This is a genomic window from Erythrobacter sp. NAP1, assembly GCF_000152865.1.
GTDB lineage: Bacteria > Pseudomonadota > Alphaproteobacteria > Sphingomonadales > Sphingomonadaceae > Erythrobacter.
Genome location: NZ_CH672390.1, coordinates 77,576 through 99,770 on the forward strand (window position 1 = coordinate 77,576; position 22,195 = coordinate 99,770).

Here is a 22,195-nt window from a genome sequence, read left to right on the forward strand (position 1 = left end):
ATGTCCGATTTCGCGCGCGATGATCGGAACCTGCGAGCCGCCCGGCCATTGGTCTTCTATGAAAGAACCGACCGTGCTTCGCCCGACAACTCAGCGCCTTGCCGTGCTTGTCGCAGTCTTCGTCCAGATTGGCGCAACCTTCCTGCCGCAGCTTGGGTTAGGTGATCCGATAGGTGATCGGTCCGACAGCGTACGCACCCTGATCACGCCGTCGGGCTGGGCGTTCGCGATATGGGGGCCGCTGTTCCTTGGTTCGGCAGTTTTCGCGATCTGGCAGGCGCTTCCGCGTCAGCGCACCAACAGGCTGCTCAACCAGATTGCGTGGCCGGCAGCGATCGCCCTCGCGGCGCAAGGGGTATGGGCGATCTACACCCAGTTCGCGAACCTAACGGCGATATCGGCGGTGATCATCCTGGCGTCGCTGGCCGGGCTGCTGGCTTGCCTCCGTACGCTTAGCACTCAGGCCTGGCTGACCACCGGCGAGCGCTGGTTCTCGGCTCTTGTACTCAGCGCTCTTGCCGCTTGGCTTACGGCGGCGAGCATCGTCAATATCTCCGCCAGCCTTGTTTATCACGGCGTAGGCGGAGGCTTTGAGTACCCGCTTGCCGCCGCCGCGATGGTTGCCATGGGCGGCGTGATCGCCAGCCTTGCCGTGGTGCGTTCGCGCGGGAACCCGTGGTACGCGCTGGTCTTCTGCTGGGCGCTTCTCGCGATCTTCTTTCGCGGTGGGCAGGAAGCATCGTCGATTGCATATGCCTGTATGTTCAGCGGTGTATTGGTGACGCTTGCGATGGCGGTCGGGCTCTCTCAGGCCAACAACCGCAAACATTGGCTCGGCCTCTGACGCACAAAGCAAAAGGCCGGGCCTTGCTTCTCGCAAGACCCGGCCATTTCGCGTGACCGCTTAGGTCGGTTGAAGCCTTAGAACTTCCAGATCAGCGACACGCGGCCTTGATCGTTCGAGAGCAGGCCGCGGCCCATATCGCTCGTGAACGAGATCTGCGCGTTGAGGTTCGTGCCGACCTGCATTTCTGCACCGGCATTCACGCTCATCCACTGGGTGTCGAGCTCGTTGGCGATGCTGAACGGCGTGTCGGATGCACCGAAGAAGTGCGCCGTGACGACGTCGGCATTGTCTGCCATCTCGCTTGCATAGGCGACCGAACCGAAGGCGCGGATCGTGCTGGTCTCGCTGACAGCGATGTCGAACGAAGCCATCGCACCGGCCTTCGCGCCAAGCGAAGTGAAGGTGCGATCCGCGACCGAGAGGCCGAAGCCGCCAGCGCCGATTTCGTCAAAGCCGCCGATCGAGCTGCGAACGTAGTCGAGGCTCGCCACCGGTCCCACTTCGAGACCCTTCGCGATGTCGAAGGCGTAGCCCAGGCGCATACCGCCGAAGGTCTGACGCGCATCGGACTGGCCAACGGCATTCGCGAAATAGGTCGCAAAGTCGCCGCCGCTTGCACGCTCAGCACCGAAGCGCTGATCCGCCGTACCGGCATAGCCGTCTGCGAACAGGCCGCCATCCGAATAGGTCGCGTAGATTGCGACCGACTGGCTGCGGTCTGCTTCCGGCTGGAGCGGGTTCACGGTCTGACGGCTCGACTGGATGTTCGAGACTGCCACACCGAAGCTGAACCCTTCGGACAGAGCCATGTCGACACCAACGGTCATCTCACCGGCCTGGGTCAGAGCGGTCTGTTCGAGCGCGCTCGCACCAAGCTGCGTGCTGGCGACGCCCTGGCTGCCGAACGCACCCAGTCCGTTGCCAAGCAGGCCGCCTTGCTGGCCATTGTTGAGATAAACGCCCGATGCGCTGCCAAAGACACCCAGCTTACCCGTTTCGGCAGGCGTGGTGCCGTTGATTGCGTATGCAGCGTTGCCAGCAGCGGTGAAGCCGCCCGCTGCCATCGAACCGCCACGCAGAGCGAGCGTACGCTGTGCGATCTGGCCCGTGAAGCGCTGCGAGAAGCTATTCGCGGTGAAGGTCTGGCTGAACGCGCTGACCGGGGTCAGAGCGCCAAGCGTTGCCCCAAGCGTTTCGAAGGTGGCGTTGTCGACGATCGCGAACATGTCGGCAAACTCGTTGAAGCGCGTGGCACGGATCGTGTCGAGCGCGCCGCCGAGGTTACGAAGGCTGCGATTGTTGCTGAACAGGTCACGGATCGAGCGGGCGCCGATCGAGACGATGACATCATTGCCTTCGACACGGCTCGACGCGGTCAAGATCGGCGAGTTCGACAGGAAGATCGTTTCCGCGAAATCGCCGTCGATCTCAGCAGCCGACAGGATCGAGAATTCCGATCCGTTACGAACACGGCGACCACGTGCTTCGAGAAGCAGAACGCCATCGAGAACCGCGATGCCCGAAATGTCGTAAAAGTCATTCGAGATACGGTTGCGCGATCCGCCCTGGAAGTTGGCGTAAAGGCCAGCGCCGCTGGTCTGCACGTAATCGCCATTGATGGTCAGCGTGCTGACCCGGCGATCACCGCCTGCGCTCAGAAGGCCGGCGACGTTGATCAGGGCGTTGGTGTTGATGACACCATCACGACCCGTCAATTGCCCGCCAGCCAACGTGTAAAGCGGCGTGTTGAGCGTGCCGTTGATTTCCGACGTGCCGCTGAACTGCTCGACGCCGATCAGCGAGGTGAAGTCGAAGCCCGAGCCGAGACGGAAAGTCGCGCGCTCGTTGTCGATCACGAGCTTGTCGATTTCCACATCCATGTCGACCGTGGTGCGGCCGCGCTGGTTCAAGTGGACTTCGAAATACTGCGCCGGGTTGGCAAAAGCGATGCCTGGCGTGCCGTCGGTGTTGTTGGGCACAAAGCCGGTCGAACCCGGGCCAAGCAGGACAGAGCTTTCGGGCAAGTTGTTGCCGAAGTTCTCATCACCCGGCTGCGGACCAAACGGCGAGACGATTTCGGGGAATTCCGAAATGTCGACGCCCAGAATCGTGCCGATCGAGTTGCCGACTTCGAAGATGCCGTTCTCTTCACCTTCCGGCAGGCCGTTGACGAGAGTGCCAGTGCCGTCGTCGATAAAGAAGCCGGGATCGAGATCCTGCGTCCAGTGGTCGGGATCCGACCAGTTGCCGTTTCCGCGCTTGGCAGAGACGTACTTGTAGGCTGTGTTCTCGCTGATGAACTGGAAGAACGGATAGATCGGGTTGTAGAAGCTGATGTCGCCATATGTCTGTGGCAGGCCGAAACCGCTCAGATCGAAGAAGCTCACACCGCCGCTCAGGACGCCGATTGCCACCGGGAAATCGTAGGCGACGTCAGCGATTAGCGGCGAACCACTGTCGCCGGGTGCAGTCGTGACTTCGCGCGGAAGCGCATCGCCATCGAACCAGTCGAGCGACAGGACGTCACCGACAAACTGACATTCGGGACCGAACCCGTTGAATTGGCAGCCGGGGAAACCCGCTTCGTCACGATCGGGCCAGTCGAAATCGATGAAGTAGTATGGCTGGGTGAGGTTCCCGCTCTCAGCGGTCGGTGCGAATGCAGAGAAAACGACATCGTCGAAGTTCGCAAACGAGCCGAGCGCACCAAGCATGTTTTCGCCAACGCGGCGCAGGAAGTCGCTGCCCTGTCCGCTGCCGCCAAGAGCGGTACCGAACGAGCCATAGCCGGTCACGACAACATGGGTCAGCTCTGTAAGAGGCGTGAGAAGGATCGGCAGCGCCGGGATGTCGGTGATCGGCTCGTCGACCGCGATCAGGGCGATGTCAGCTGACGGGAATGGCAGCGCGCCGTTTTCCTGGTTTGCCGAAGGGTGGATGACCACGTCCGTGCTGGTAGCAAGGCCGCCCTCGGAATAGCTCGCTCCGGCGGAGAAATTGGCAACCCGCGGTTCGGTATCGGGCCCAGTGCCGATAAGGATAGCAAACGGCGATCCGCTTTCCGCCGTGCCGTAAATCTCTGACGGGAAGAAGTTCACGCAGTGCGCGGCCGTCAGGATCGTGCGCGGGTTGATGAGGCTGCCCGTGCAGTTTAGGAAAACCGCGCCATCCGAGTTGCGGCCAATGAACATTTGCACGACCGAGGGTTGCGTATCGGCTGCGTCAAATGATGCGTCGAGGCCAACATCGTCGCGAACGAAAATATCTTGGTTTACGTTGTCCAGTGCACCGCCCGAAACGGTGGCATCGAGCAGCACGTTCGGATCAAAGGTGAGATCGAGCGAGCTGCGCGGCGTCAGACGGAAGCCTGCAAAGCTGTCTACTGCGGTCGACGTGCTGATCGCTGGAGCGGCAGAACGCGGTGTCGCCGCGCTCGCTACGCCGAGCGGAAGGCGGTAGTCGGAAGCTTCGCCCAACTCTTCGTTCTCGAGCGAGAACTCGCCCCCATTGCCGCCTGACGCATGCGCCGGTGCAGCAGTAAGCGCTCCGGCAAGCGCTGCGAGTCCAACGCCGGAAAGAAATGCACGGTTTGTCATGATTAGCCCCTCATTCTTGGTAAGAATCTACCCCGAGAGCGAAGGCTAGCCTTTTGTTAAGTGATTCTGAAGCCCTGTTCGCAAATAAAATGAAACTAAATTACACAGCATCAATGACTTGCATGGCGTGCAATCGACCTATGCAAATAGAAAAGCGGGACTTGGCAAACCTTGCGCAAGTCCCGCTTGTGAATTGTTGAAACTGTCGGACTGGCGTTCTGCCAGCGGAGGCTCAGTCGCGGCCAATGCTCGCGTAGGTGAAACCGGCGTTGCGGACATCGTCGGGATTGTAGATATTTCGCAGGTCGACCAGCACCGGAGCCTTTGCCAGATCCTTGACCCGAGACAGGTCGAGCGCGCGAAACGCATCCCACTCTGTCACGATCACGGTCGCGTCTGCATCCTCGATCGCTGCATAGGGATCGTCACACATGTTCACGGCGGGCATTAGCGGCCTTGCCTGTTCCATACCTTCCGGATCGAATGCGGAAACCTTGACGCCCGCATCGGTGAGCGTCTGTGCGACCGCTATCGCGGGCGAGTCCCGCATGTCGTCGGTATTGGGCTTGAAGGTAAGGCCAAGCAGCGCGACCTTTTTGCCGCGCGCGTTCTCCGGCCCGCCGATCGAATCCAGCACCTTGCGGCCCATGGCGCGCTTGCGGCTGTCGTTGACCTTGACCACCGCTTCGATGATGCGGGTGGGGCTGTCATAGTCTTCCGCAGTCTTGAGCAGCGCGAGCGTGTCCTTCGGGAAGCACGAGCCGCCATAACCAGGTCCAGCGTGAAGGAACTTTGCGCCAATGCGGTTGTCCATTCCGATCCCGCGGCTCACGTCCTGTACGTTCGCGCCGACTTTCTCGCACAGATCAGCCATCTCGTTGATGAAGGTGATCTTGGTCGCGAGGAATGCGTTGGCGGCGTACTTGATCAGTTCGCTGGTGCGGCGCGAGGTGAACAGGATCGGACTTTCGTTGAGGAACAGCGGTCGGTATACCTCGCGCATTACCTCACGACCGAAATCATCTTCGGCACCGATGACGATGCGATCCGGGCGCTTGAAGTCGCCAATAGCTGCACCTTCACGAAGGAACTCAGGGTTCGAGACGACCGAAACACGATGCGGTGTGCCCGACTCTTTCAGGAGGCGCTCGACCTCGTCGCCGGTACCCACGGGGACGGTCGACTTGGTGACGACGACAGCATCGTTCGCGAGGCTCTCTCCCACCTCCTTGGCGACTGCATAAACGAAGGACAGGTCGGCATGACCATCGCCGCGGCGGCTTGGTGTGCCCACAGCAATGAAAACCGCTGCGGCATCCTTGATCCCTTCGGCAAGCGAAGTGGTGAATGAAAGACGGCCTGCCTTCACATTGCTTTCAACCAGCGCGTCGAGGCCCGGCTCGTAGATCGGCATGATCCCGTCGTGCAGCCGGTCGATCTTTCCCTGATCCTTGTCGATGCAGACCACGTCGTGCCCGAAATCGGCAAAGCAGGCGCCAGAAACGAGCCCGACATAGCCTGACCCAACCATTGCAATTTTCATTGATACTTTCCTCGTGATTTCATGCCGTCAATGCACCCGACTTCGGACTGCACCCGGCTCCGCTACTGGGGGCGTTCCCCGTGGAAAATTTCTATCGGGCCATTCTTCGCCTCGATCGCCTGGATCACTCGGCGTTGATCAGCCTCAAGCACGAGCGCGGTAAGCACACCTGAGCGGAAAGCGCCAGTGTCAATCCCGATCCGATTGCCGCAATCCATGACCCTATCAAAGATGGTGTGCCCATGGACCACGACCTTATCGAGCGCGCCCTCATGATTGAGGAAACGGTCCCTGATCCAAAGCAAGTCGCGGCGATTCTGCTCGTCCAGTGGAACAGTGGGGTCGACCCCTGCATGGACGAACAGGTAATCGCCCGCGACGATCATCTCTTCAAACCCGGCGATGTAATCGCGCTCTGACTGAGGGATAAGCTCTGGCAACAGATCGAACAGTTCCTCCAACGTCAGCGCGTTGAACTGCTTCTTCGACAGGCCATAGCTCATGACCGTCTCGCGGCCGCCGTGCTTGAGAAAATGCCGGAGCACTTCGGGCTTCTCGAAGGAATCGAGCAGCATCTCTTCATGGTTGCCGGCAAGGACGCGTACCGATCGCTTGCCCTGCCATTCGCGCGTATCCGACACCACCCCAGCGCTGTCGGGTCCGCGGTCGACCAGGTCGCCAAGCAAGATCACGTGCGAATCGCACTCTTCGCGACCGCAATCGTCTTCTTCGATGGCGTCGATCATGGCGCGATAAAGGTCTCGCCGACCGTGAATGTCGCCGATCACATAATAGCGCGTACCCTGCGGCACTGCCGGAAGGCGCGGCTGTGGCTTGGGGCCGAACATCTTGCGAAAAGCGTTGAACATCGCGGAGTCTATGAGTGTCCTATCGACGATTGGTTTAAATGTGTTTCGCTACGCAAATTGCGCGCTGTTCCAAGGGCGATTTTTGAAAGTGTGTGCCTTTAGTCGCATCGCAACTGAACGGCAACTGAGTGAGCGCAGTCACGCCTGTTGACAGGGAGCCAACACAACCAAGCGCGGCGATCTTCGTAAAGTGCCGAACCCACCGAATTGATGCAAAAACTCAACACAAGTGTGGGATTGGGGAAACGCGAGTAATTTCTCTTGTGCTATGCAGCATAACCGTGCACGATTGTTTCGCATTTGGCTGAGATTGCTCATAATAATACGCAGCCGCCAGATGTGCAGGTGGGACGAAGCAACAACACAAACAAGGAAGTTGTCATGCTCACGTCCATCCGCGGCCTTACGGCTGCAACCCTCTCTGTGGGTGCGCTGGTTACCGCCGCTCCCGCTTTCGCTGAAACTGCCGAGAACAATGGCGCTATCAGTGAAGAACTCATCGCGGCCTCGGCTGCACTCGACAATAACGGTGCGGAGGGCGCCGAAATTGTTCTTTCCACCCAAACCGCATCCTCGATCGATCGTGCGAGCGAGCCTGTTGCTGTAACGGCAAACAAGATGGCTGGCGAAAGCGGCCTGACGTTTTCTGCCAATGTTGCGCTGACCAGCGAGTATCGCTTCCGCGGGGTTGATTTGTCTGGCGGTGAACTGGCCGTACAGGGCGGTTTCGATGTCAGCCACTCTTCCGGCTTCTACGTCGGTACATGGGCATCGAACCTCGATGAAGACACTGTCGGATATGGCTCGCTTGAGCTTGACCTTTACGGTGGCTGGAGCGGCAATGTCGCCGAAGCAGTTTCGGTCGATGTAGGCTTCATCGCCTACACCTATCCCGACGCTCCTGCTGGCGATTTCGACTATTATGAGTTCTACGGATCGCTCGGATTTTCGCTCGGGCCGGCATCGGCCACAACGGGTATCGCCTATGCTCCCGGCCAGGACGGGCTTGATTTCGGGGGAGGGACGGATGACAACCTCTACCTCTACACCGATCTCAGCGTAGGCATTCCCAATACGCCGATCTCAATCGACGGCCACCTCGGCTACACCGACGGTTCACTGACCTTCACGAATGACGGCGAGGCGTTTGACTGGTCGATTGGTGCAAGCGTCGGCCTTGGCGGGAATTTCTCTGCCAGCGTCGCGTATGTCGAAGCGGAAGGTAATTTCCTTCCCGGTCAGTATGACTTCACTGATGCAACCGTCGTCGCAACGCTCAGCGCGAGCTTCTGACGCCGGACTTCGTTCAAACCACATAGCCCGCGGGTAAGCGGGAGGAACGGAGCGCGGGGCCTGACGGTCTCGCGCTCTTTCCTTTTGGCTTTCCTCTGGGGAGAGCCTCGCCCTTGCGACGCGGGCCGGACGCACTTAACTCGGCACGCGAAAGGACTGCTCTCATGGTCAAATATCTCCACTCGATGATCCGAGTCACCGATCCGCAGGCGACGGTCGATTTCTTCAAGCTGATCGGGCTTGAGGAAGTGCGCCGCTTCGATGTCGAGGCAGGACGCTTCACGCTAATTTTCCTTGCAGCGCCCGGACAAGAGGGCGTTGCCGAGGTCGAGCTGACGTACAACTGGCCGCCTGAAGATGGCAGCGAGCCTGAAGACTATGATGGCGGGCGCAATTTCGGCCACCTCGCCTACCGGGTCGAGAACATCTACGACACGTGTCAGCGGCTCGCCGATGCTGGCCACACGATCCACCGCCCGCCGCGTGATGGCCATATGGCCTTCGTCAAATCACCTGACGGTATTTCCGTCGAGTTGCTTCAGGAAGGCAATCTGGAGCCGCAGGAGCCCTGGGCCAGCATGGAAAACACCGGGAGCTGGTAGGCCCGGCATAGCGGGCCTCACGAGCTTCTGTGTTTAGCGGAGCGGATCGTTGGGGTGCGTGTCCTGCGGGATCGGACCTTGATCGTCGCACTCTTCGGCCGTGTGGCTCGTGGTCATCCGAAGCACGATATAGCCGAGGATCGCCGATACGGCCGACCCGGTGAGAATGCCAATCTTGGCCTCTTCAACCAGCAGCGGCGTATCGGGGAAGGCCAGGCCGCCGATGAATATGCTCATCGTGAACCCGATACCGCACAGGATCGAAATGCCCCAGATCTCGGCCCAACTCGCATTGTCCGGTCGCGGCGCGAAGCCTGTCTTGTCGGCCAGCCAGACGACCGAGAAAATCCCGATCTGCTTGCCGACCACCAGACCAGCGGCAATCGCAATGGGAAGCGGCGCAAGCAGCGCTTCGGGGCCCATGCCCTCAAGCGATACGCCTGCATTGGCAAAGCCAAAGACAGGAACGACGAGATAGGCGCTCCACGGCGCAATCGAGTGCTCGAGGCGTTCCAGCATCGAATTGCCGTCGCGTCGTTTGAGAGGAATGGTGAGTGCGGCCACAACGCCAGCGATGGTTGCATGAACACCTGAATTCAGAACGCAGTACCACAGCACGACCGACAACAGGATGTAGGGCCAGAAATAGTCCACCCGCATCCGATTGAGCGCCACCATCAAAGCGACGACACCGACCGAAGCGACCAGCCATTCGGTGTAGAGCCCCTGCGTGTAGAACACGGCAATGACGAGGACGGCGCCAATGTCGTCGACGATCGCGACGGTGAGCAGGAACAGGCGCAGAGAGGCGGGCACCCTGTTGCCCAAAAGACCCAGTACGCCCATCGCGAAGGCGATATCGGTTGCGGCCGGGATCGCCCAACCGTTGAAATACTCTCCACCGCCGGTGACCAGCAGATAGACTATCGCGGGGACGCCCATTCCGGCGGCAGCCGCCAGCATAGGAAGACGCCGGGCCGCGGGATCTGCTAAAGATCCAGACACAACTTCGCGTTTTACTTCTAATCCGACGACAAAAAAGAAGATCGCCATCAAACCATCATTGATCCAATAGTGAAGGTCCTTTAGCTTCTCTATCGGGGTCCAGGGCAGTTTTCCGTAAAACAGCTCGCGATATTCATCCGCCATGGGAGAATTGGCGGCAATCATCGCGGCTGCTGCTACCAGAATCAGCAGGATCCCGGCCGATGCGTCGCTGACGAACAGCGCGCGCACGGGAGCAAAGACACGACGGAGAGGGCTGGACGAAGTGTGGGCGTTATCTGACATGTTGGGTGCCCCTTTTCAGAAAACCTGACCAGAGTGCAAGGTCAAACCGGGCCTGAAGGGAGAATCGGGGCCGGTTTGCATCAAGGAGGGTCGCCTTGAGCGTTGAAAATTGGGATTTGTGGCAGTGGCTAGCAGTTGTTCAGCACGAATTGCTTTTGTTTGCGGGCGTGTTTTTTCTGATCGGGGCGCTCGATGACGTCGCGGTCGACCTGTCGTGGTTGTGGTTGAAGCTGACGGGCAGAGCCCGGACCGGCAGGGTCGATCGTGAAAAACTTCAGTGCAACGAGCTTTCCGGTCCGGCAGCCATCGTCATTCCTGCATGGAACGAAGCCGATGTGATCGCAGACACGATCCAGCACATGCTGCGCGTCTGGCCGCAGCGCGCGCTGCGCCTTTATGTCGGGATTTATCGCAACGACGCCGATACGCTCGAAGCTGCGATGAGCGCTGCTTACGGCGACAGTCGCTTGAGGCTGGTCATCCATGACCGGGCAGGGCCAAGTACCAAGGCAGACTGCCTCAACCGGCTTTATCAGGCCGTCCGCGATGACGAGGCGAGGGCAGGCGAACGCTTTGCCATGCTTGTGTTCCACGATGCCGAAGACATGGTCGACCCGGCAGGTCTCGGCTTGCTCGATTGGGCAATTGCCGATGGAGCGCATTTCGCGCAGCTTCCCGTGGAGCCATTGCCGCAGGCCGCGCGCCATTGGCTGGGCAGCCATTACTGCGAGGAATTCGCCGAAGCTCACGGTAAAGCGATGGTCGTGCGCAGCGCCGTGGGGGCGGCTCTTCCTGCAGCGGGCGTTGGCTGCGGGGTGGAGCGTTCGATGCTCGATACTCTCGCCGAACGAGGGGAAAACAACCTGCCATTCGACCCGGTATCGCTGACTGAGGATTACGAGCTTGGGCTCAACATTGCGGCACGAGGCGGCGAATGCCGTTTTGTCCGCGCGCGCGGCGAAGACGACCTCCTGGTGGCAACTCGTGCTTATTTCCCTTCGCAGCTTGCCGACGTGGTCGGCCAGAAGACCCGCTGGGTGCACGGGATAGCGCTGCAAGGTTGGGACCGTACCGGTTGGGCTGGAGGCATCGCTGAAAGCTGGATGAGAGCGCGCGACCGGCGCGGACCGCTTACCGCGATCGTACTCCTGTTCGGCTACACGCTGCTCCTCCTGACGGTGCTGCTGGCAACCGCGGCAAATGCTGGCTGGACAGAGCCGATGAAGCTGACACCAGCGCTTGTTGCGCTCCTGTCGGTCAATCTTGGCTTCTTCATTTGGCGAGCTGTGATGCGGTTTGCCTTCACCGCGCGCAATTACGGCTTGGCTGAGGGCGTCTTCGCCGTAATGCGCATTCCAGTGACGAACGTGATCTCGATCATGGCCGGGAGACGCGCTTTGTTCGCTTATGCCCGCACATTCGCGGGCCACAGCGCGACTTGGGACAAGACACCTCACAGCCATCACCCAGCGCAGTCGATCAAGGGGCTGGCAAAGCCGCCCAAGATCGCGGGAACGCGCTGATGCAGCAGGTTTCGAAGAACCAACGGCGCGGCGCACCGCTTGTGCTGCTGGTGGTCATTCTTGCGGGCTGGACCGCTGGTCGGAGCATGGTTTGGGAGAGCCCCTTCGCCCTGCCCGAATTCGAGCTCTCACCAGCCGGGATATTGCTGGTTGAACGCGAGCCATTGGCACAGGGCAGCGAGGTCGCACTGGCGCAGGGCGATCAGCGCATTGCCAGTGGCATTCCAGATGAAGCCGGCGAGGGCAACGAGGCATTGCTAGGGTTGAGTGATACCGCGCAGCATGGCGGGGGAGGCTTCATTTCGGCCTCTCATTCGTCGCAAGTCGCGGCGGGGCATCATCTCTTGATGACCGCAGCCTTCCAGCAGGATTTTTCGATCCGCGGCTTTACCAGCGGCTCCGAATTGGAAGGTTATGCTCCCGGCAGTGTGAGCGCGCAGGCTGAACGCGCTTCGGCGCTTGACGGCGGTGCGCCGCCATTCCTCGCGCAATCGCCTGTCTCGAACACCCCCATGCCTTCCGATGACCGCTGGTCGCTCGATGCCTTTGCGTTCTTCCGGTCAGGCTCTTCGTCGCTCTCTACTGCGCAAGGCCGCGTTCCAGTCTACGGTGCAAGCCAGCTGGCTGCGAACCTGCAATACCGCCTTGCGCCGTCTTCCCAGCACGATCCGCGTGCCTACACGCGCGCCTATCATGCGCTCGTCGCGGATGCAGAAACGGAGGTTGCGGCCGGTCTCTCAGCAAGGCCGATCGCGGCGATCCCGCTTCGTACCGCCGCTGAAGTTCGCGTGGTGCGCAATCGTTTTGCGACGCAGGCGCGGCCTGCTGCCTATGCCGTGACGGAGATCGCGCCGCAAAAGCTGCCGTTGGGTCTCGCGGTCGAAACCTATGCCGGGGCGGGTTACGTTGGCGGCGCTGCCGACACGTTCTTCGTCGACGGGCAGGCTGGCATCACGCGCGAGCTTGTCCGGCTCAAAGGCATGACGGATCAGCCGCTCAGGCTCAGTCTTGGCGGCGCGGCATGGGGCGGCGCGCAGAGGGACGCCGAACGGCTCGACGTCGGACCGACCATGAGGCTCGATATGACGCTCGGCAGTGTTCCTGCACGCATCTCGGTCGATTGGCGAGAGCGGGTTGCGGGCGACGCCGAGCCCACTTCAGGCATCGCCGCGACGCTTTCGACGCGCTTCTGATCGCCCGGTTTCGAGGCGTAGGCGGGGAAGGGGCGCAATGCTCGCTTCCAACGCCCGTCGCGGTGGGCTAGTCGCATCGGCATGGACGTTTACCTGCCCATTGCGAATCTCTCGGTGAATGGTCTCTTCATCGTGTTCCTTGGCGGGCTGACTGGCATCCTGTCAGGACTGTTCGGCGTGGGCGGCGGATTTCTGACGACGCCTCTGCTGATCTTCTACGGCATACCACCAACCGTCGCTGCCGCTTCGGCTGCCACTCAGGTGACAGGAGCCAGCGTCTCGGGCGTGATCGCACATGGAAAGCGTAAGGGCGTTGACTATCGCATGGGACTTGTGATGGTTGGCGGCGGGGTCGTGGGAGCACTGCTGGGCGCTGTCCTATTCAGCCTGCTTCAGGCGTGGGGCCAGATTGATGTCGTCATCGGGGTGCTCTATGTCCTGCTGCTCGGCACGATCGGGTCGCTCATGATGCGCGAATCCATCGATTCCCTGCGAGGAAAGGCGGAAGGCGCATCGGCGCAGCCCCGCAAGAGGCGCCATCATCCGCTGGTCGCCGGGCTGCCTTTCCGAGCGCGGTTTTACGCTTCGGGCCTCTACATTTCGCCGCTCGCACCTCTGATCCTCGGTGTTCTGGTAGGCATTCTCACCATGCTCATGGGAGTGGGTGGCGGGTTCATCCTCGTGCCAGCGATGCTCTATATTCTAGGGATGAGCGGCAATGTCGTGGTTGGGACATCGCTGTTCCAGATCCTGTTTGTGACCATGGTGACGACGATGACCCATGCGCTGACCACGCAGGCAGTCGACATCGTGCTCGCCGGCTTGCTTCTACTGGGCTCGGTCATGGGGGCTCAGTTCGGGACACAGATCGCGATGAAGGCTCGGCCCGAAATCTTGCGCATTGTCCTTGCTGCCATCGTTATCGCAGTGGCTTTGCGGATGCTGTACGGCCTGGGCGTACAGCCCGACGAAATTTACACGGTCAGCCCGCTGTGATCAGAGCGCCCAAATATCTTTGGGCTCCGCTCGCCCTTCTGCTCTCTGCTCCATTGCTAATGGGCCAGAGTGAGCCGGTACTGGTACCCGAAGTCAGCCAATCGCGTGTCGAAGTGCGGCAAGGGTTCACCGGCGCGAACCTGCTCCTTTACGGCGCGGTCATCGACCCGGCAGGGGCGCGTTCCAATACGCAATACGATATTGTGGTGGTGCTAAAGGGCCCGACCGAGCCAATCCGCCTGCGCGAGAAAGAGCGCATTGCGGGCATCTGGATGAATGCAGGATCGAGCGATTTTCGCTCCGCACCTTCCTTCTTCGCGGTTGCTTCCTCGCGTCCGGTCGAGGAGATAGTCGACCCTCTCACCGCCGCAATCTATGAGCTTGGCACCGAGTTCATCCAGCTCAGCCCATCGGGTCAGATCGAGCCCGAAGAACAGGCACGCTTTGCCAGCGGCCTTGTCGACATGCGAGAGCGCGCCGGTCTCTACAAGGAAGACACACAAGGCGTCCGCATCAGCGAAGGCGTGCTCTACCAGGCGCGTATCGCTCTGCCTTCCAATGTTACCACCGGCGAATACACGGCCGAAACCTTTGCCATCGCCAACGGCCGGGTGCTTGCCAGTGCCACGGCGGACATCGAGGTGGTGAAGGTAGGGCTGGAAGGGCGGGTGGTGCAGGCGGCGGAGCGCTGGTCGCTGTTCTACGGCCTTCTCGCCATTGCCCTGTCGCTGGGCATGGGTTGGCTTGCGGGCCGGCTCTTCGCACGGATGTAAACCAGCGTCCGGTTGCGGGTAGCGTTGACGCGATATTAACCCCGCTCACCCATATCAAATCACTCACAAATTGGGGTCGCTGTATCCGTCATTGGCGACCCGAAACCGGAACCCGATCCGAGAGGGACAAGGACGCTCGCATGACTGATATGGGCAACCAGAATTTCCACCAGAACGCGGCTGCGTCCGCAGGAAGCACAGACCAGTTCGAGGGCGAGGACAATGCCCGCCTTCCGATCGGAGTCGTGCTGGAGATTTCAGGGGCGGGTTCCCAGATCGCCCTCGACCTTCAACGCATCAACGAATGCATGGAGGACGACGACCCTTCGATCGCTCTCGCCGGACAGGTCGGCAGCCAGATCAAGATCCGCGTCGGTGATGCCTGGCTGCTCGCGAACGTCCGAGACCAGCGCAAGGATCGCCGGGCCGCGAACGGGATCATCGCGCACATCGATTTCCTCGGTGAAGGTTCGGAAGAGAAGCTCACCGGACGCATTCACGGCTTCAAGCGCGGTGTGACGCGCTATCCGATCCCCGGCGCGCTGGTCTATCCCGCGACGACGGAAGACCTCAAACAGATTTACGCCAGCGACGGCCGAGCCAACATCACCATTGGAACCGTGTTCCCGACCCGCGATATTCGAGCGGGCCTCTACATCGATGCTATGCTGGGCAAACACTTCGCGCTGCTGGGTTCGACTGGTACCGGTAAGTCGACCAGCGCCGCGCTGATCCTGCACCGCATCTGTCAGGCCGCGCCCGAAGGTCACATCGTGATGATCGACCCGCACGGCGAGTATTCGGCAGCGTTCCGTCAGACCGGGCAGATCCTCGACGTCTCGAACCTGCAGATGCCGTATTGGCTGATGAACTTTGAGGAGCACTGCGAAGTCCTGCTCACCAGCGATGGCAATGAACGCCAGGTCGACATGGACATTCTGGCGAAGTGCCTTTTGCATGCACGTTCAAAGAACCGGCTGGCAGAAACGATGGGCAAGATCACGGTCGATTCGCCGATCCCCTACCTGCTGTCCGACCTTTCGAGCAAGCTCCAGGATGAGATGGGCAAGCTCGACAAGGCGACCTCGTCCGCGCCCTACATGCGGATCAAGAGCAAGCTTGAAGAACTGAAGGGCGACCCGCGCTACCAGTTCATGTTCTCAGGGATGCTGGTCGGTGACACGATGACCGACTTCATCTCCAAGGTCTTCCGCATGCCGGGGGATGGCAAACCCATCTCGATCATCGACGTCTCGGGCGTTCCGTCCGACATCACCTCGACCGTGGTCGCGGTTCTCAGCCGCCTCGTTTTCGACTTTGCGATCTGGGGGCGCGAGGAGAAGACGCGCCCAATCCTGCTCGTATGCGAAGAGGCGCACCGCTACGTGCCGAATGAGAAGCACGCTGACGGATCGTCGGTAGGCCGCATCCTCAGCCGTATCGCGAAGGAAGGCCGTAAGTACGGTATCAGCCTCGGCCTAATCACACAGCGACCGTCTGACCTTGCAGAGGGCGTGCTCTCGCAGTGCGGTACGATCATCTCGATGCGTCTCAACAACGACCGAGATCAGGCATTCGTGCGCTCGGCAATGCCCGAAGGTTCGCGCGGCTTCCTCGATTCGATCCCGGCGCTTCGCAACCGCGAATGCATCGTCTGCGGCGAGGGTGTTGCTATTCCGATCCGCGTGAATTTCGACACGCTCGAAGAGCACAAACGACCCGCGTCCGAAGACCCGAGCTTCTCCGATCTGTGGCAGACCGGCGGCGGCGAAGAAGAGATTGTCGACCGGGTCGTGCTGCGCTGGCGCAGTCAGGGTTAGGCCCTATCCCGCTCAGCGGCTGGCGACGTCGGTCCTCAGCATGTCGTCGAAGCCTGGGATCACGCTCCAGCGTTCCTGCGCCGGGTCGTAGATCAGACTGCGGAGTGAGCGACCGCCGGCTTCGCCTGCATTCTGGCCGTTCTCAGCGAACTCGATCTCGCCGGTGATCCCGGTGAAGTCGCGCGACCGCAACACATCGACGAGTGCTTCTGCGGTGATCGGCGTGCCTTCCTCGATCTGAGCGACGGCTTGCTTGACCACCAGCGCGGAATCGAAGGCGACCGCTTCCTGGCGCTTGGCTGCGTTGAGTTCGCCAAAGTCCTTCTCGAAGCGTCGCGAGTCTGGAAGCCCGCGCACTTCGGCTGGGCTCGACACGACGTCGGTCATGTCGAACAGGCGCGTGTGCTGAATATCCATCTCACGCCCCAGATCGCGAACCGCCTTGCCGGTGTTCCATCCGCCAAGCAGCGCCGCGCGCTCCGGCTGGTCGGCGCGGTACATGTTGACCGCCAGTGCAATGAAGTCGCTCGACAGGCCGACGACCACAACCATCTTGCGCTCGTTGAAGTGACGCTGCTGGGCAGGGCGCTCGAGGCTGTCCATGATCTTGCCGCGCAGGTAGGAGATGTCGTGGACCTTGTCCTCGCGCATCCACTGGTTCCACTCGGGCAGGTTGTCCTTGATCCGGTCGAAGAACACCTCGCCATAGGTCTTCTCGGTCGAATTTGGGACGGATTCGTAAAGCAGCACCAGCTCGGTTCCGCTTGTCACCGTGCTGCGCGCCAGAAGCGCGAACTGCTTGGCCCGTTCATCGACGCCCGATCCGACGCGAAACAGCGGCAGCGGGCTCTCGTCCCATCCGATCGCCTGTCGCGGCGCCGCAGTCGTCAGGATGATCGCCGGTTCGCGCCCGCTTTCTTCGACCACGTTCAACACTTCCGGCGTGAGTTCGGTGATCGAAGGGCCGACGATCGCAATGACGTTGCGTTTCTCAAGGTTAGCCTTGAGCGCTTCGATCAGCTCGGGTGCATCGCGGCCCTTCATCGCATCGAGCGTTGCGGTGAGATGGATCACGTCGATATCGCTGCCGCTCAGCGCTGATGTGAGACCGAGCCGCTGGTCCTCGCCAAAGCCTTCCTCGGGATAGATGCCAAGCACGATTGGCGTCATGTCTTCGGGCGGCGGAGGAGGCGACTTGCCAAACGGGTTGAAGAACTGCGCCGCGATGACGAGCGCGGCGACGAGAGCAAGAGCCGCAGCGCCAGCAGGCACGAAGCGTTTCCACGAAGACCCGCCAGCGCTCGACGCTGCCGGAGGGGGCGTTGGTGCCGGCCGGCTGGCGGCCGCGCTGGTGAGGCCCTGCACAGCCGTGTCGCCTGCTGTTGCACCTTCGCCATTGGGCTGGCCTGCGATCTTGTGGATCGAATCGAGGAACTCGGGCCAGTTCGCGCTCTGCGTGGGGTTCTCGCTCGCGTCCTGCAACTCGGCCGCCTGGATGCGGCGGAAGCCGCGCGGTATGACCACTTCGTCGATCAGCGCGGGGACCAGCTTGTCGTCCTCTACCCCGTCTTCGGCCTCTTCCTTGACCCAGTTAGAGCGGATCGAGGTTTTCGACCAAACCACTACGATTGCAGCGGATTTCTTGATCGCCTTGTCGATGACGTCGTCGAATTCCTCGCCTGCGCGGATGTCGCGGTCCCACCAGACCGAGTAGCCTTCCGCCTGCAAAGCCTCTGCGATGAAGCCGACGCGTTCGCGGTCCTGCCGCGAGTATGAGATGAATATGTCCACCTGGTATGCCCCCTATGAGGCATCTTATGTCGCGCGCGTGTCTCCGTAAAGATGGATGTGCAACCTGTCCGACATGCGAAATCCCTGTTCGAGACACAGCGGCGCAAGCCACTCCTGACGGGCCCGCTGAGCCTCGCTCGTGGTTCCTTCGGCCATCAGGAAGATGCGCTTTGACGGGATGCGGTGACGACGCTGCAGTTCGAGCACTTCGGCGACGTCTCCCGGCTCGGCAATCACGAACTTGAAGAAGGCGCGCGGGTCTGCGGCGTAGTCGTCCAGGCGCTCGGCGATCAGCGCCAGCGAAGCATCGTTGCCCGAATGCGCGAGCTTGGGGCTGACATTGTACTGGTCCACGCGGATGTCGATATGCGCGCTCGCCCGCGTCGTGCCGTTGGTTTCAATCTCGACTTCGATGTCGGGCAGGATCGCGAGCATGTCAGCAAGCGGTCCGCATTGCATCAGCGGTTCGCCCCCGGTGATGACGAGGCGTTTCTGCCCCAATACCGCGATCTTGGCCGCTGCCTTGGCTGGTGAGAGCGCGACCTGATTGGCCTTGCGCTCATACTCGATCCCGTCGCGGTGGGGTCGATTGTCGCCTTCGAACCGCCAGGTATAAGCCGTGTCGCACCAGGTGCATGCAAGGTTGCAGCGCGACAGGCGGATGAAGGCCACCGGCGTGCCCATGCTTGGCCCTTCGCCCTGGATCGAGGCGAAGATCTCGGCCTTTCCATTGTCGTCCGTGGCGCAGATCAGATCAGCCATGTTTTCAGCACCTTATCCGAGAAGTGGACCGCATGTTACACGGTCCAGGGCGAAAACAGCCAAAGTGTCAACTTGCGCGCCAAAAGTGTAACCTTGGGCATGATCGGTAAGGGCGAGCGGCGAATTCATGCGGGGCCTTCTGGCACAGCGCGCCGCAGTAGGAAACGGCCTAGTCGTAGACCGTCACCTCCACCCGCATCCCGTCAGGGTCGCGAAAGAAGGTCGCAGTCTCGCCATCGAAGTGCTGCTTTTCAGGCACTTCGAAACCCGCCTTTGCCATCCCGTCACGCACCGCATCGAGCGCCGCCATATCGGGCGCGGTAAAGCCCAGATGGTTCAGCCCCGGCGCATACCGCGCATAGTCAGAAGTATCCGATTTCGCCTGTTTGAGGTCGATCGCAAGCCCATCGTCGCTCAGCCAGACGTGGTCGCGCGACTTGGTAAAGCCGATGAGTTCAAGCATCGCTGCATACCATGGCAAACTGCGCTCTATCGAGCGGACCAGTACCACCATGTGATCGAGCTTCATCGCGCTACCCCAACCGTGCGAGCGCCGCTTCGAGCCGTTCGACCTCTGCCGAGTGGTGTGCGAAATCCGCCTTGGCTTTCTCGACCGCTTCGGGTTTGGCGCGTTCGACGAAGTTCGCGTTCGACAGCCTGCCCTCGAGGCTCCTTGCTTCCTTTTGGCTGGCAGCGAGCGCCTTTTCGAGGCGTGATTTCTCGGCGTCGATATCGATGATCCCTTCGAGCGGGATGACGAAGACGTCGCCCAGAGCTGTCACCTGCATCGCCGGGCCATCGGGCGCGTCGCCGTGAACCACCGGGGTCAGGCGAGCAAGGCGTTCGATGGCTGCGGAAGAGCGGTCGATGGTGCTGGTCGCTAGCGCGCTCGCCTCAGGCACATAGGCCGCGAGCTTTGCGCCCGGCGGAATGCCCAGCTCGTTCTTGGCGCTGCGAACATTGGTGGTGAGGTCGATCACCCAGTCAATCGCGTCGGTTGCATCCTTGCTGACTTCCGCGCGCGGGTCGGGCCACGCAGCGGTGATGAGGTCGTATTTGCGCTCACCCCCACGGTAAGTGGCCTGCGCGTGCCACAGCTCTTCGGTGATGAAGGGCATGAAGGGGTGAAGCATCACGAGGATCTGATCGAGCGCCCATCCGGCAACTTCGCGGGTTTCCTTTGCCGGCATGGCGTCCGGATCGGAACCTTCCGCAAAGACCGGCTTGATGAGCTCAAGATACCAGTCGCAGAACTTCGACCAGGTGAACTGGTAGATCGCATTCGCCGCCGCGTCGAAGCGCAGGTCGGCCATCGCCGCCTCGATCTCTTCGCACGCGGCCTGAACCTCGCCGATGATCCACTGGTTCGCGGCAAGTCGGGCGGTCGGGGCCTTGAGCGTGGTCGATGCGCCGATGCCGTTCGACTGGCAGAAACGCGTCGCGTTCCAGAGTTTCGTCGCGAAGTTGCGGTAACCCTCGACCCGCTTTTCATCCATCTTGATGTCGCGGCCCTGGCTTTCCATCGCCGCCATGAAGAAGCGCAGCGCGTCCGCGCCGAACTGGTCGATCAGGCCGAGAGGATCGACGACATTGCCCTTCGACTTCGACATCTTCGAGCCATCGGCCGCCCGCACGAGGCCATGCAAATAAAGGCGCGGCCACGGGGCCTCGCCCATATTGTACTGCCCCATCATCATCATGCGCGCATCCCAGAAGAACAGGATGTCGAAGCCGGAGATGAGCAGCGAGTTGGGAAAGTGCTTGTCGAGCAGCGGCGCATTCTCTTCCGGCCAGCCGAGCGTCGCGAACGGCCAAAGCGCCGAGGAGAACCACGTGTCGAGGACGTCGGGGTCTTGCGTCAGTTCAACGCCTTCACCGGCCTCAGCCTGTGCCGCATCTTCGCTTTCGGCAACGAACACGTTGCCGTCGGCGTCGAACCACGCGGGGATGCGGTGCCCCCACCACAGCTGACGCGAAACACACCACGGCTGGATATTCTCCATCCAGTTGAAGAAGGTCTTCTCCCAGCTCTTGGGGACGATTTCGATGGTGCCATCGCGGACCTGCTCGATCGGCTTTTCGGCAAGCTTGGCAGCATCGACATACCATTGGTCGGTCAGCCACGGTTCGATCACCACGCCGCCGCGGTCGCCGAAGGGCGTTGCGATCTGGCGCGGTTCGGCGTCGTGTTCGACTTCCTCGCCCTTCTTGGTTTTGGCAATGTGCGGGATCAGATAGCCTTGTTCCTTGAGGCGCTGGACCACAAGTTCGCGCGCGCCATCAACGCCGTCGCGCTTGAAGCGGTGGAGGCCGATATATTCGTCCGGCACCAAACCGTCGGCGGTCTGGCAGACATTCGCATCGCCATCGAGCATGTTGAGCATCGCGCCCGCTTCGATCCCCGCGCGCTTCCCGACTTCGAAATCGTTGAAGTCGTGCCCCGGCGTGATCTTCACCGCGCCCGAGCCAAGCTCCGGGTCAGCGTGTTCGTCTTCGACGATCTTGATCCGTCGCCCGGTGATTGGAAGCACAACTTCCTTGCCCACGACGCTCTTGTAGCGTTCGTCGCTCGGGTGAACCGCGACCGCCATGTCGGCGAGCATCGTTTCGGGCCGGGTGGTCGCGACCTCGATGTAATCGCGGCCATCATCGAGCTTCACACCATCCGCGAGCGGATATTTGAAGTGCCAGAAATGGCCTGCAATCGTCTGCTGCTCGACCTCAAGATCGCTGATCGCTGTCTTGAGCTTGGGGTCCCAGTTCACCAGCCGCTTGTCACGGTAGATCAGGCCATCCTGGTAGAGGTCGACGAAGGTCTTGAGCACGGCTTTTGTAAAGTGCTCGTCCATCGTGAACTGCTCGCGCGACCAGTCCATCGAACAGCCAAGCCGACGCAGTTGGTTGGTGATGGTCCCGCCGCTTTCGTGCTTCCATTCCCAGACCTTCTCGACGAAGCCTTCGCGCGAGTAATTGGTGCGCTTGTCCTGGCGCTCCTCCATCTGGCGTTCGACCACCATTTGCGTCGCAATGCCCGCATGATCGGTGCCGACCACCCACAGCGCATCCTTGCCGCGCAGGCGCTCATACCGGATCACGATATCCTGAAGCGTGTTGTCGAGCGCGTGGCCGATGTGAAGCGAGCCCGTGACGTTGGGCGGCGGGTTCACGATGGTGAAGGGTTCCGCGTCGGGGCGCTCAGGGCGGAAACCGCCGGTTTCTTCCCAGTGGGCATACCACCGCTTCTCGATCGCAGCGGGGTCGAAAGTCGTAGAGAGTTCAGTGCTCATAGCCGATGGC

At 61.0% G+C, this 22,195-nt stretch carries 16 protein-coding genes; 8 read left to right on the top strand and 8 right to left on the bottom strand.

Annotated features, from left to right (window positions below; all coding sequences use genetic code 11):
- The first annotated feature begins 58 nt into the window (after positions 1 to 58).
- The gene (locus tag NAP1_RS00375) at positions 59 to 844 is read left to right on the top strand and encodes a hypothetical protein (RefSeq protein WP_007163212.1); all 786 of its coding nucleotides are present in this window, start codon (positions 59 to 61) and stop codon (positions 842 to 844) included.
- A 77-nt stretch (positions 845 to 921) separates the two neighbouring features.
- Here NAP1_RS00375 and NAP1_RS00380 read toward each other — a convergent pair whose 3' ends face one another.
- From NAP1_RS00380 to NAP1_RS00390, 3 genes are all read right to left on the bottom strand, one after another.
- Positions 922 to 4,443, bottom strand: a complete 3,522-nt coding sequence (locus tag NAP1_RS00380) for an autotransporter domain-containing protein (RefSeq protein ID WP_007163213.1) — start codon at positions 4,441 to 4,443, stop codon at positions 922 to 924.
- Positions 4,444 to 4,675: 232 nt separating this feature from the next.
- Entirely contained in the window at positions 4,676 to 5,986 is a 1,311-nt protein-coding gene (locus NAP1_RS00385; protein WP_007163214.1) for a UDP-glucose/GDP-mannose dehydrogenase family protein, read from the bottom strand.
- Between the two features lie 62 nt (positions 5,987 to 6,048).
- Complete coding sequence (locus NAP1_RS00390) at positions 6,049 to 6,855, bottom strand: metallophosphoesterase family protein (RefSeq protein ID WP_007163215.1); 807 nt, start codon at positions 6,853 to 6,855, stop codon at positions 6,049 to 6,051.
- 381 nt (positions 6,856 to 7,236) lie between these two features.
- On the opposite strand from NAP1_RS00390, the gene NAP1_RS00395 reads away from it, so the two are divergent.
- On the top strand, positions 7,237 to 8,148 hold the full coding sequence (locus NAP1_RS00395; protein WP_050750443.1) for a TorF family putative porin: 912 nt from the start codon (positions 7,237 to 7,239) through the stop codon (positions 8,146 to 8,148).
- Between the two features lie 164 nt (positions 8,149 to 8,312).
- Positions 8,313 to 8,750, top strand: coding sequence for a VOC family protein (locus NAP1_RS00400; protein WP_007163217.1), 438 nt, complete (start codon positions 8,313 to 8,315; stop codon positions 8,748 to 8,750).
- A gap of 33 nt (positions 8,751 to 8,783) precedes the next feature.
- Here NAP1_RS00400 and nhaA read toward each other — a convergent pair whose 3' ends face one another.
- Positions 8,784 to 10,040, bottom strand: a complete 1,257-nt coding sequence (nhaA, locus tag NAP1_RS00405; protein ID WP_050750394.1) for a Na+/H+ antiporter NhaA — start codon at positions 10,038 to 10,040, stop codon at positions 8,784 to 8,786.
- 95 nt (positions 10,041 to 10,135) lie between these two features.
- Here nhaA and NAP1_RS00410 point away from each other — a divergent pair, with 95 nt between their 5' ends.
- The 5 genes from NAP1_RS00410 to NAP1_RS00430 all read left to right on the top strand — a co-directional run bounded on the left by NAP1_RS00410 (position 10,136) and on the right by NAP1_RS00430 (position 16,345).
- Complete coding sequence (locus NAP1_RS00410) at positions 10,136 to 11,563, top strand: glycosyl transferase family protein (RefSeq protein WP_007163219.1); 1,428 nt, start codon at positions 10,136 to 10,138, stop codon at positions 11,561 to 11,563.
- Positions 11,563 to 12,756 carry a hypothetical protein gene (locus NAP1_RS15725; protein WP_007163220.1) on the top strand — a complete coding sequence of 398 codons (1,194 nt, stop codon included), beginning with the start codon at positions 11,563 to 11,565 and terminating at the stop codon, positions 12,754 to 12,756. The genes NAP1_RS00410 and NAP1_RS15725 overlap by 1 nt, the downstream gene beginning before the upstream one ends.
- Positions 12,757 to 12,837: 81 nt before the next feature.
- Positions 12,838 to 13,752 carry a sulfite exporter TauE/SafE family protein gene (locus tag NAP1_RS00420; protein ID WP_007163221.1) on the top strand — a complete coding sequence of 305 codons (915 nt, stop codon included), beginning with the start codon at positions 12,838 to 12,840 and terminating at the stop codon, positions 13,750 to 13,752.
- A gap of 59 nt (positions 13,753 to 13,811) precedes the next feature.
- Entirely contained in the window at positions 13,812 to 14,525 is a 714-nt protein-coding gene (locus NAP1_RS00425; protein WP_007163222.1) for a TIGR02186 family protein, read from the top strand.
- 140 nt (positions 14,526 to 14,665) lie between these two features.
- Complete coding sequence (locus NAP1_RS00430; RefSeq protein ID WP_040464115.1) at positions 14,666 to 16,345, top strand: ATP-binding protein; 1,680 nt, start codon at positions 14,666 to 14,668, stop codon at positions 16,343 to 16,345.
- A 12-nt stretch (positions 16,346 to 16,357) separates the two neighbouring features.
- Here the strand turns inward: NAP1_RS00430 and NAP1_RS15730 are convergent, their stop codons facing one another.
- From NAP1_RS15730 to NAP1_RS00450, 4 genes are all read right to left on the bottom strand, one after another.
- Positions 16,358 to 18,136 (bottom strand): TIR domain-containing protein, encoded by a 1,779-nt coding sequence (locus NAP1_RS15730; protein ID WP_007163224.1) that lies wholly within the window; start codon positions 18,134 to 18,136, stop codon positions 16,358 to 16,360.
- A 24-nt stretch (positions 18,137 to 18,160) separates the two neighbouring features.
- Positions 18,161 to 18,898, bottom strand: coding sequence for a 7-carboxy-7-deazaguanine synthase QueE (locus NAP1_RS00440; protein WP_007163225.1), 738 nt, complete (start codon positions 18,896 to 18,898; stop codon positions 18,161 to 18,163).
- A gap of 169 nt (positions 18,899 to 19,067) precedes the next feature.
- Complete coding sequence (locus NAP1_RS00445) at positions 19,068 to 19,427, bottom strand: VOC family protein (protein ID WP_007163226.1); 360 nt, start codon at positions 19,425 to 19,427, stop codon at positions 19,068 to 19,070.
- 4 nt (positions 19,428 to 19,431) lie between these two features.
- The gene (locus NAP1_RS00450; protein WP_007163227.1) at positions 19,432 to 22,185 is read right to left on the bottom strand and encodes a valine--tRNA ligase; all 2,754 of its coding nucleotides are present in this window, start codon (positions 22,183 to 22,185) and stop codon (positions 19,432 to 19,434) included.
- Between the last annotated feature and the right edge of the window lie 10 nt (positions 22,186 to 22,195).

Coding starts and splice junctions, on each gene's coding strand:
- NAP1_RS00420 (WP_007163221.1), top strand. CDS start 12,838: ATGGACGTTTACCTGCCCATTGCGAATCTCTCGGTGAATGGTCTCTTC.
- NAP1_RS00380 (WP_007163213.1), bottom strand. CDS start 4,443: ATGACAAACCGTGCATTTCTTTCCGGCGTTGGACTCGCAGCGCTTGCC.
- NAP1_RS00395 (WP_050750443.1), top strand. CDS start 7,237: ATGCTCACGTCCATCCGCGGCCTTACGGCTGCAACCCTCTCTGTGGGT.
- NAP1_RS00385 (WP_007163214.1), bottom strand. CDS start 5,986: ATGAAAATTGCAATGGTTGGGTCAGGCTATGTCGGGCTCGTTTCTGGC.
- NAP1_RS15725 (WP_007163220.1), top strand. CDS start 11,563: ATGCAGCAGGTTTCGAAGAACCAACGGCGCGGCGCACCGCTTGTGCTG.
- NAP1_RS00400 (WP_007163217.1), top strand. CDS start 8,313: ATGGTCAAATATCTCCACTCGATGATCCGAGTCACCGATCCGCAGGCG.
- NAP1_RS00375 (WP_007163212.1), top strand. CDS start 59: ATGAAAGAACCGACCGTGCTTCGCCCGACAACTCAGCGCCTTGCCGTG.
- NAP1_RS00425 (WP_007163222.1), top strand. CDS start 13,812: ATGGGCCAGAGTGAGCCGGTACTGGTACCCGAAGTCAGCCAATCGCGT.
- NAP1_RS00450 (WP_007163227.1), bottom strand. CDS start 22,185: ATGAGCACTGAACTCTCTACGACTTTCGACCCCGCTGCGATCGAGAAG.
- NAP1_RS00430 (WP_040464115.1), top strand. CDS start 14,666: ATGACTGATATGGGCAACCAGAATTTCCACCAGAACGCGGCTGCGTCC.
- NAP1_RS00390 (WP_007163215.1), bottom strand. CDS start 6,855: ATGTTCAACGCTTTTCGCAAGATGTTCGGCCCCAAGCCACAGCCGCGC.
- NAP1_RS00440 (WP_007163225.1), bottom strand. CDS start 18,898: ATGGCTGATCTGATCTGCGCCACGGACGACAATGGAAAGGCCGAGATC.
- nhaA (WP_050750394.1), bottom strand. CDS start 10,040: ATGTCAGATAACGCCCACACTTCGTCCAGCCCTCTCCGTCGTGTCTTT.
- NAP1_RS00445 (WP_007163226.1), bottom strand. CDS start 19,427: ATGAAGCTCGATCACATGGTGGTACTGGTCCGCTCGATAGAGCGCAGT.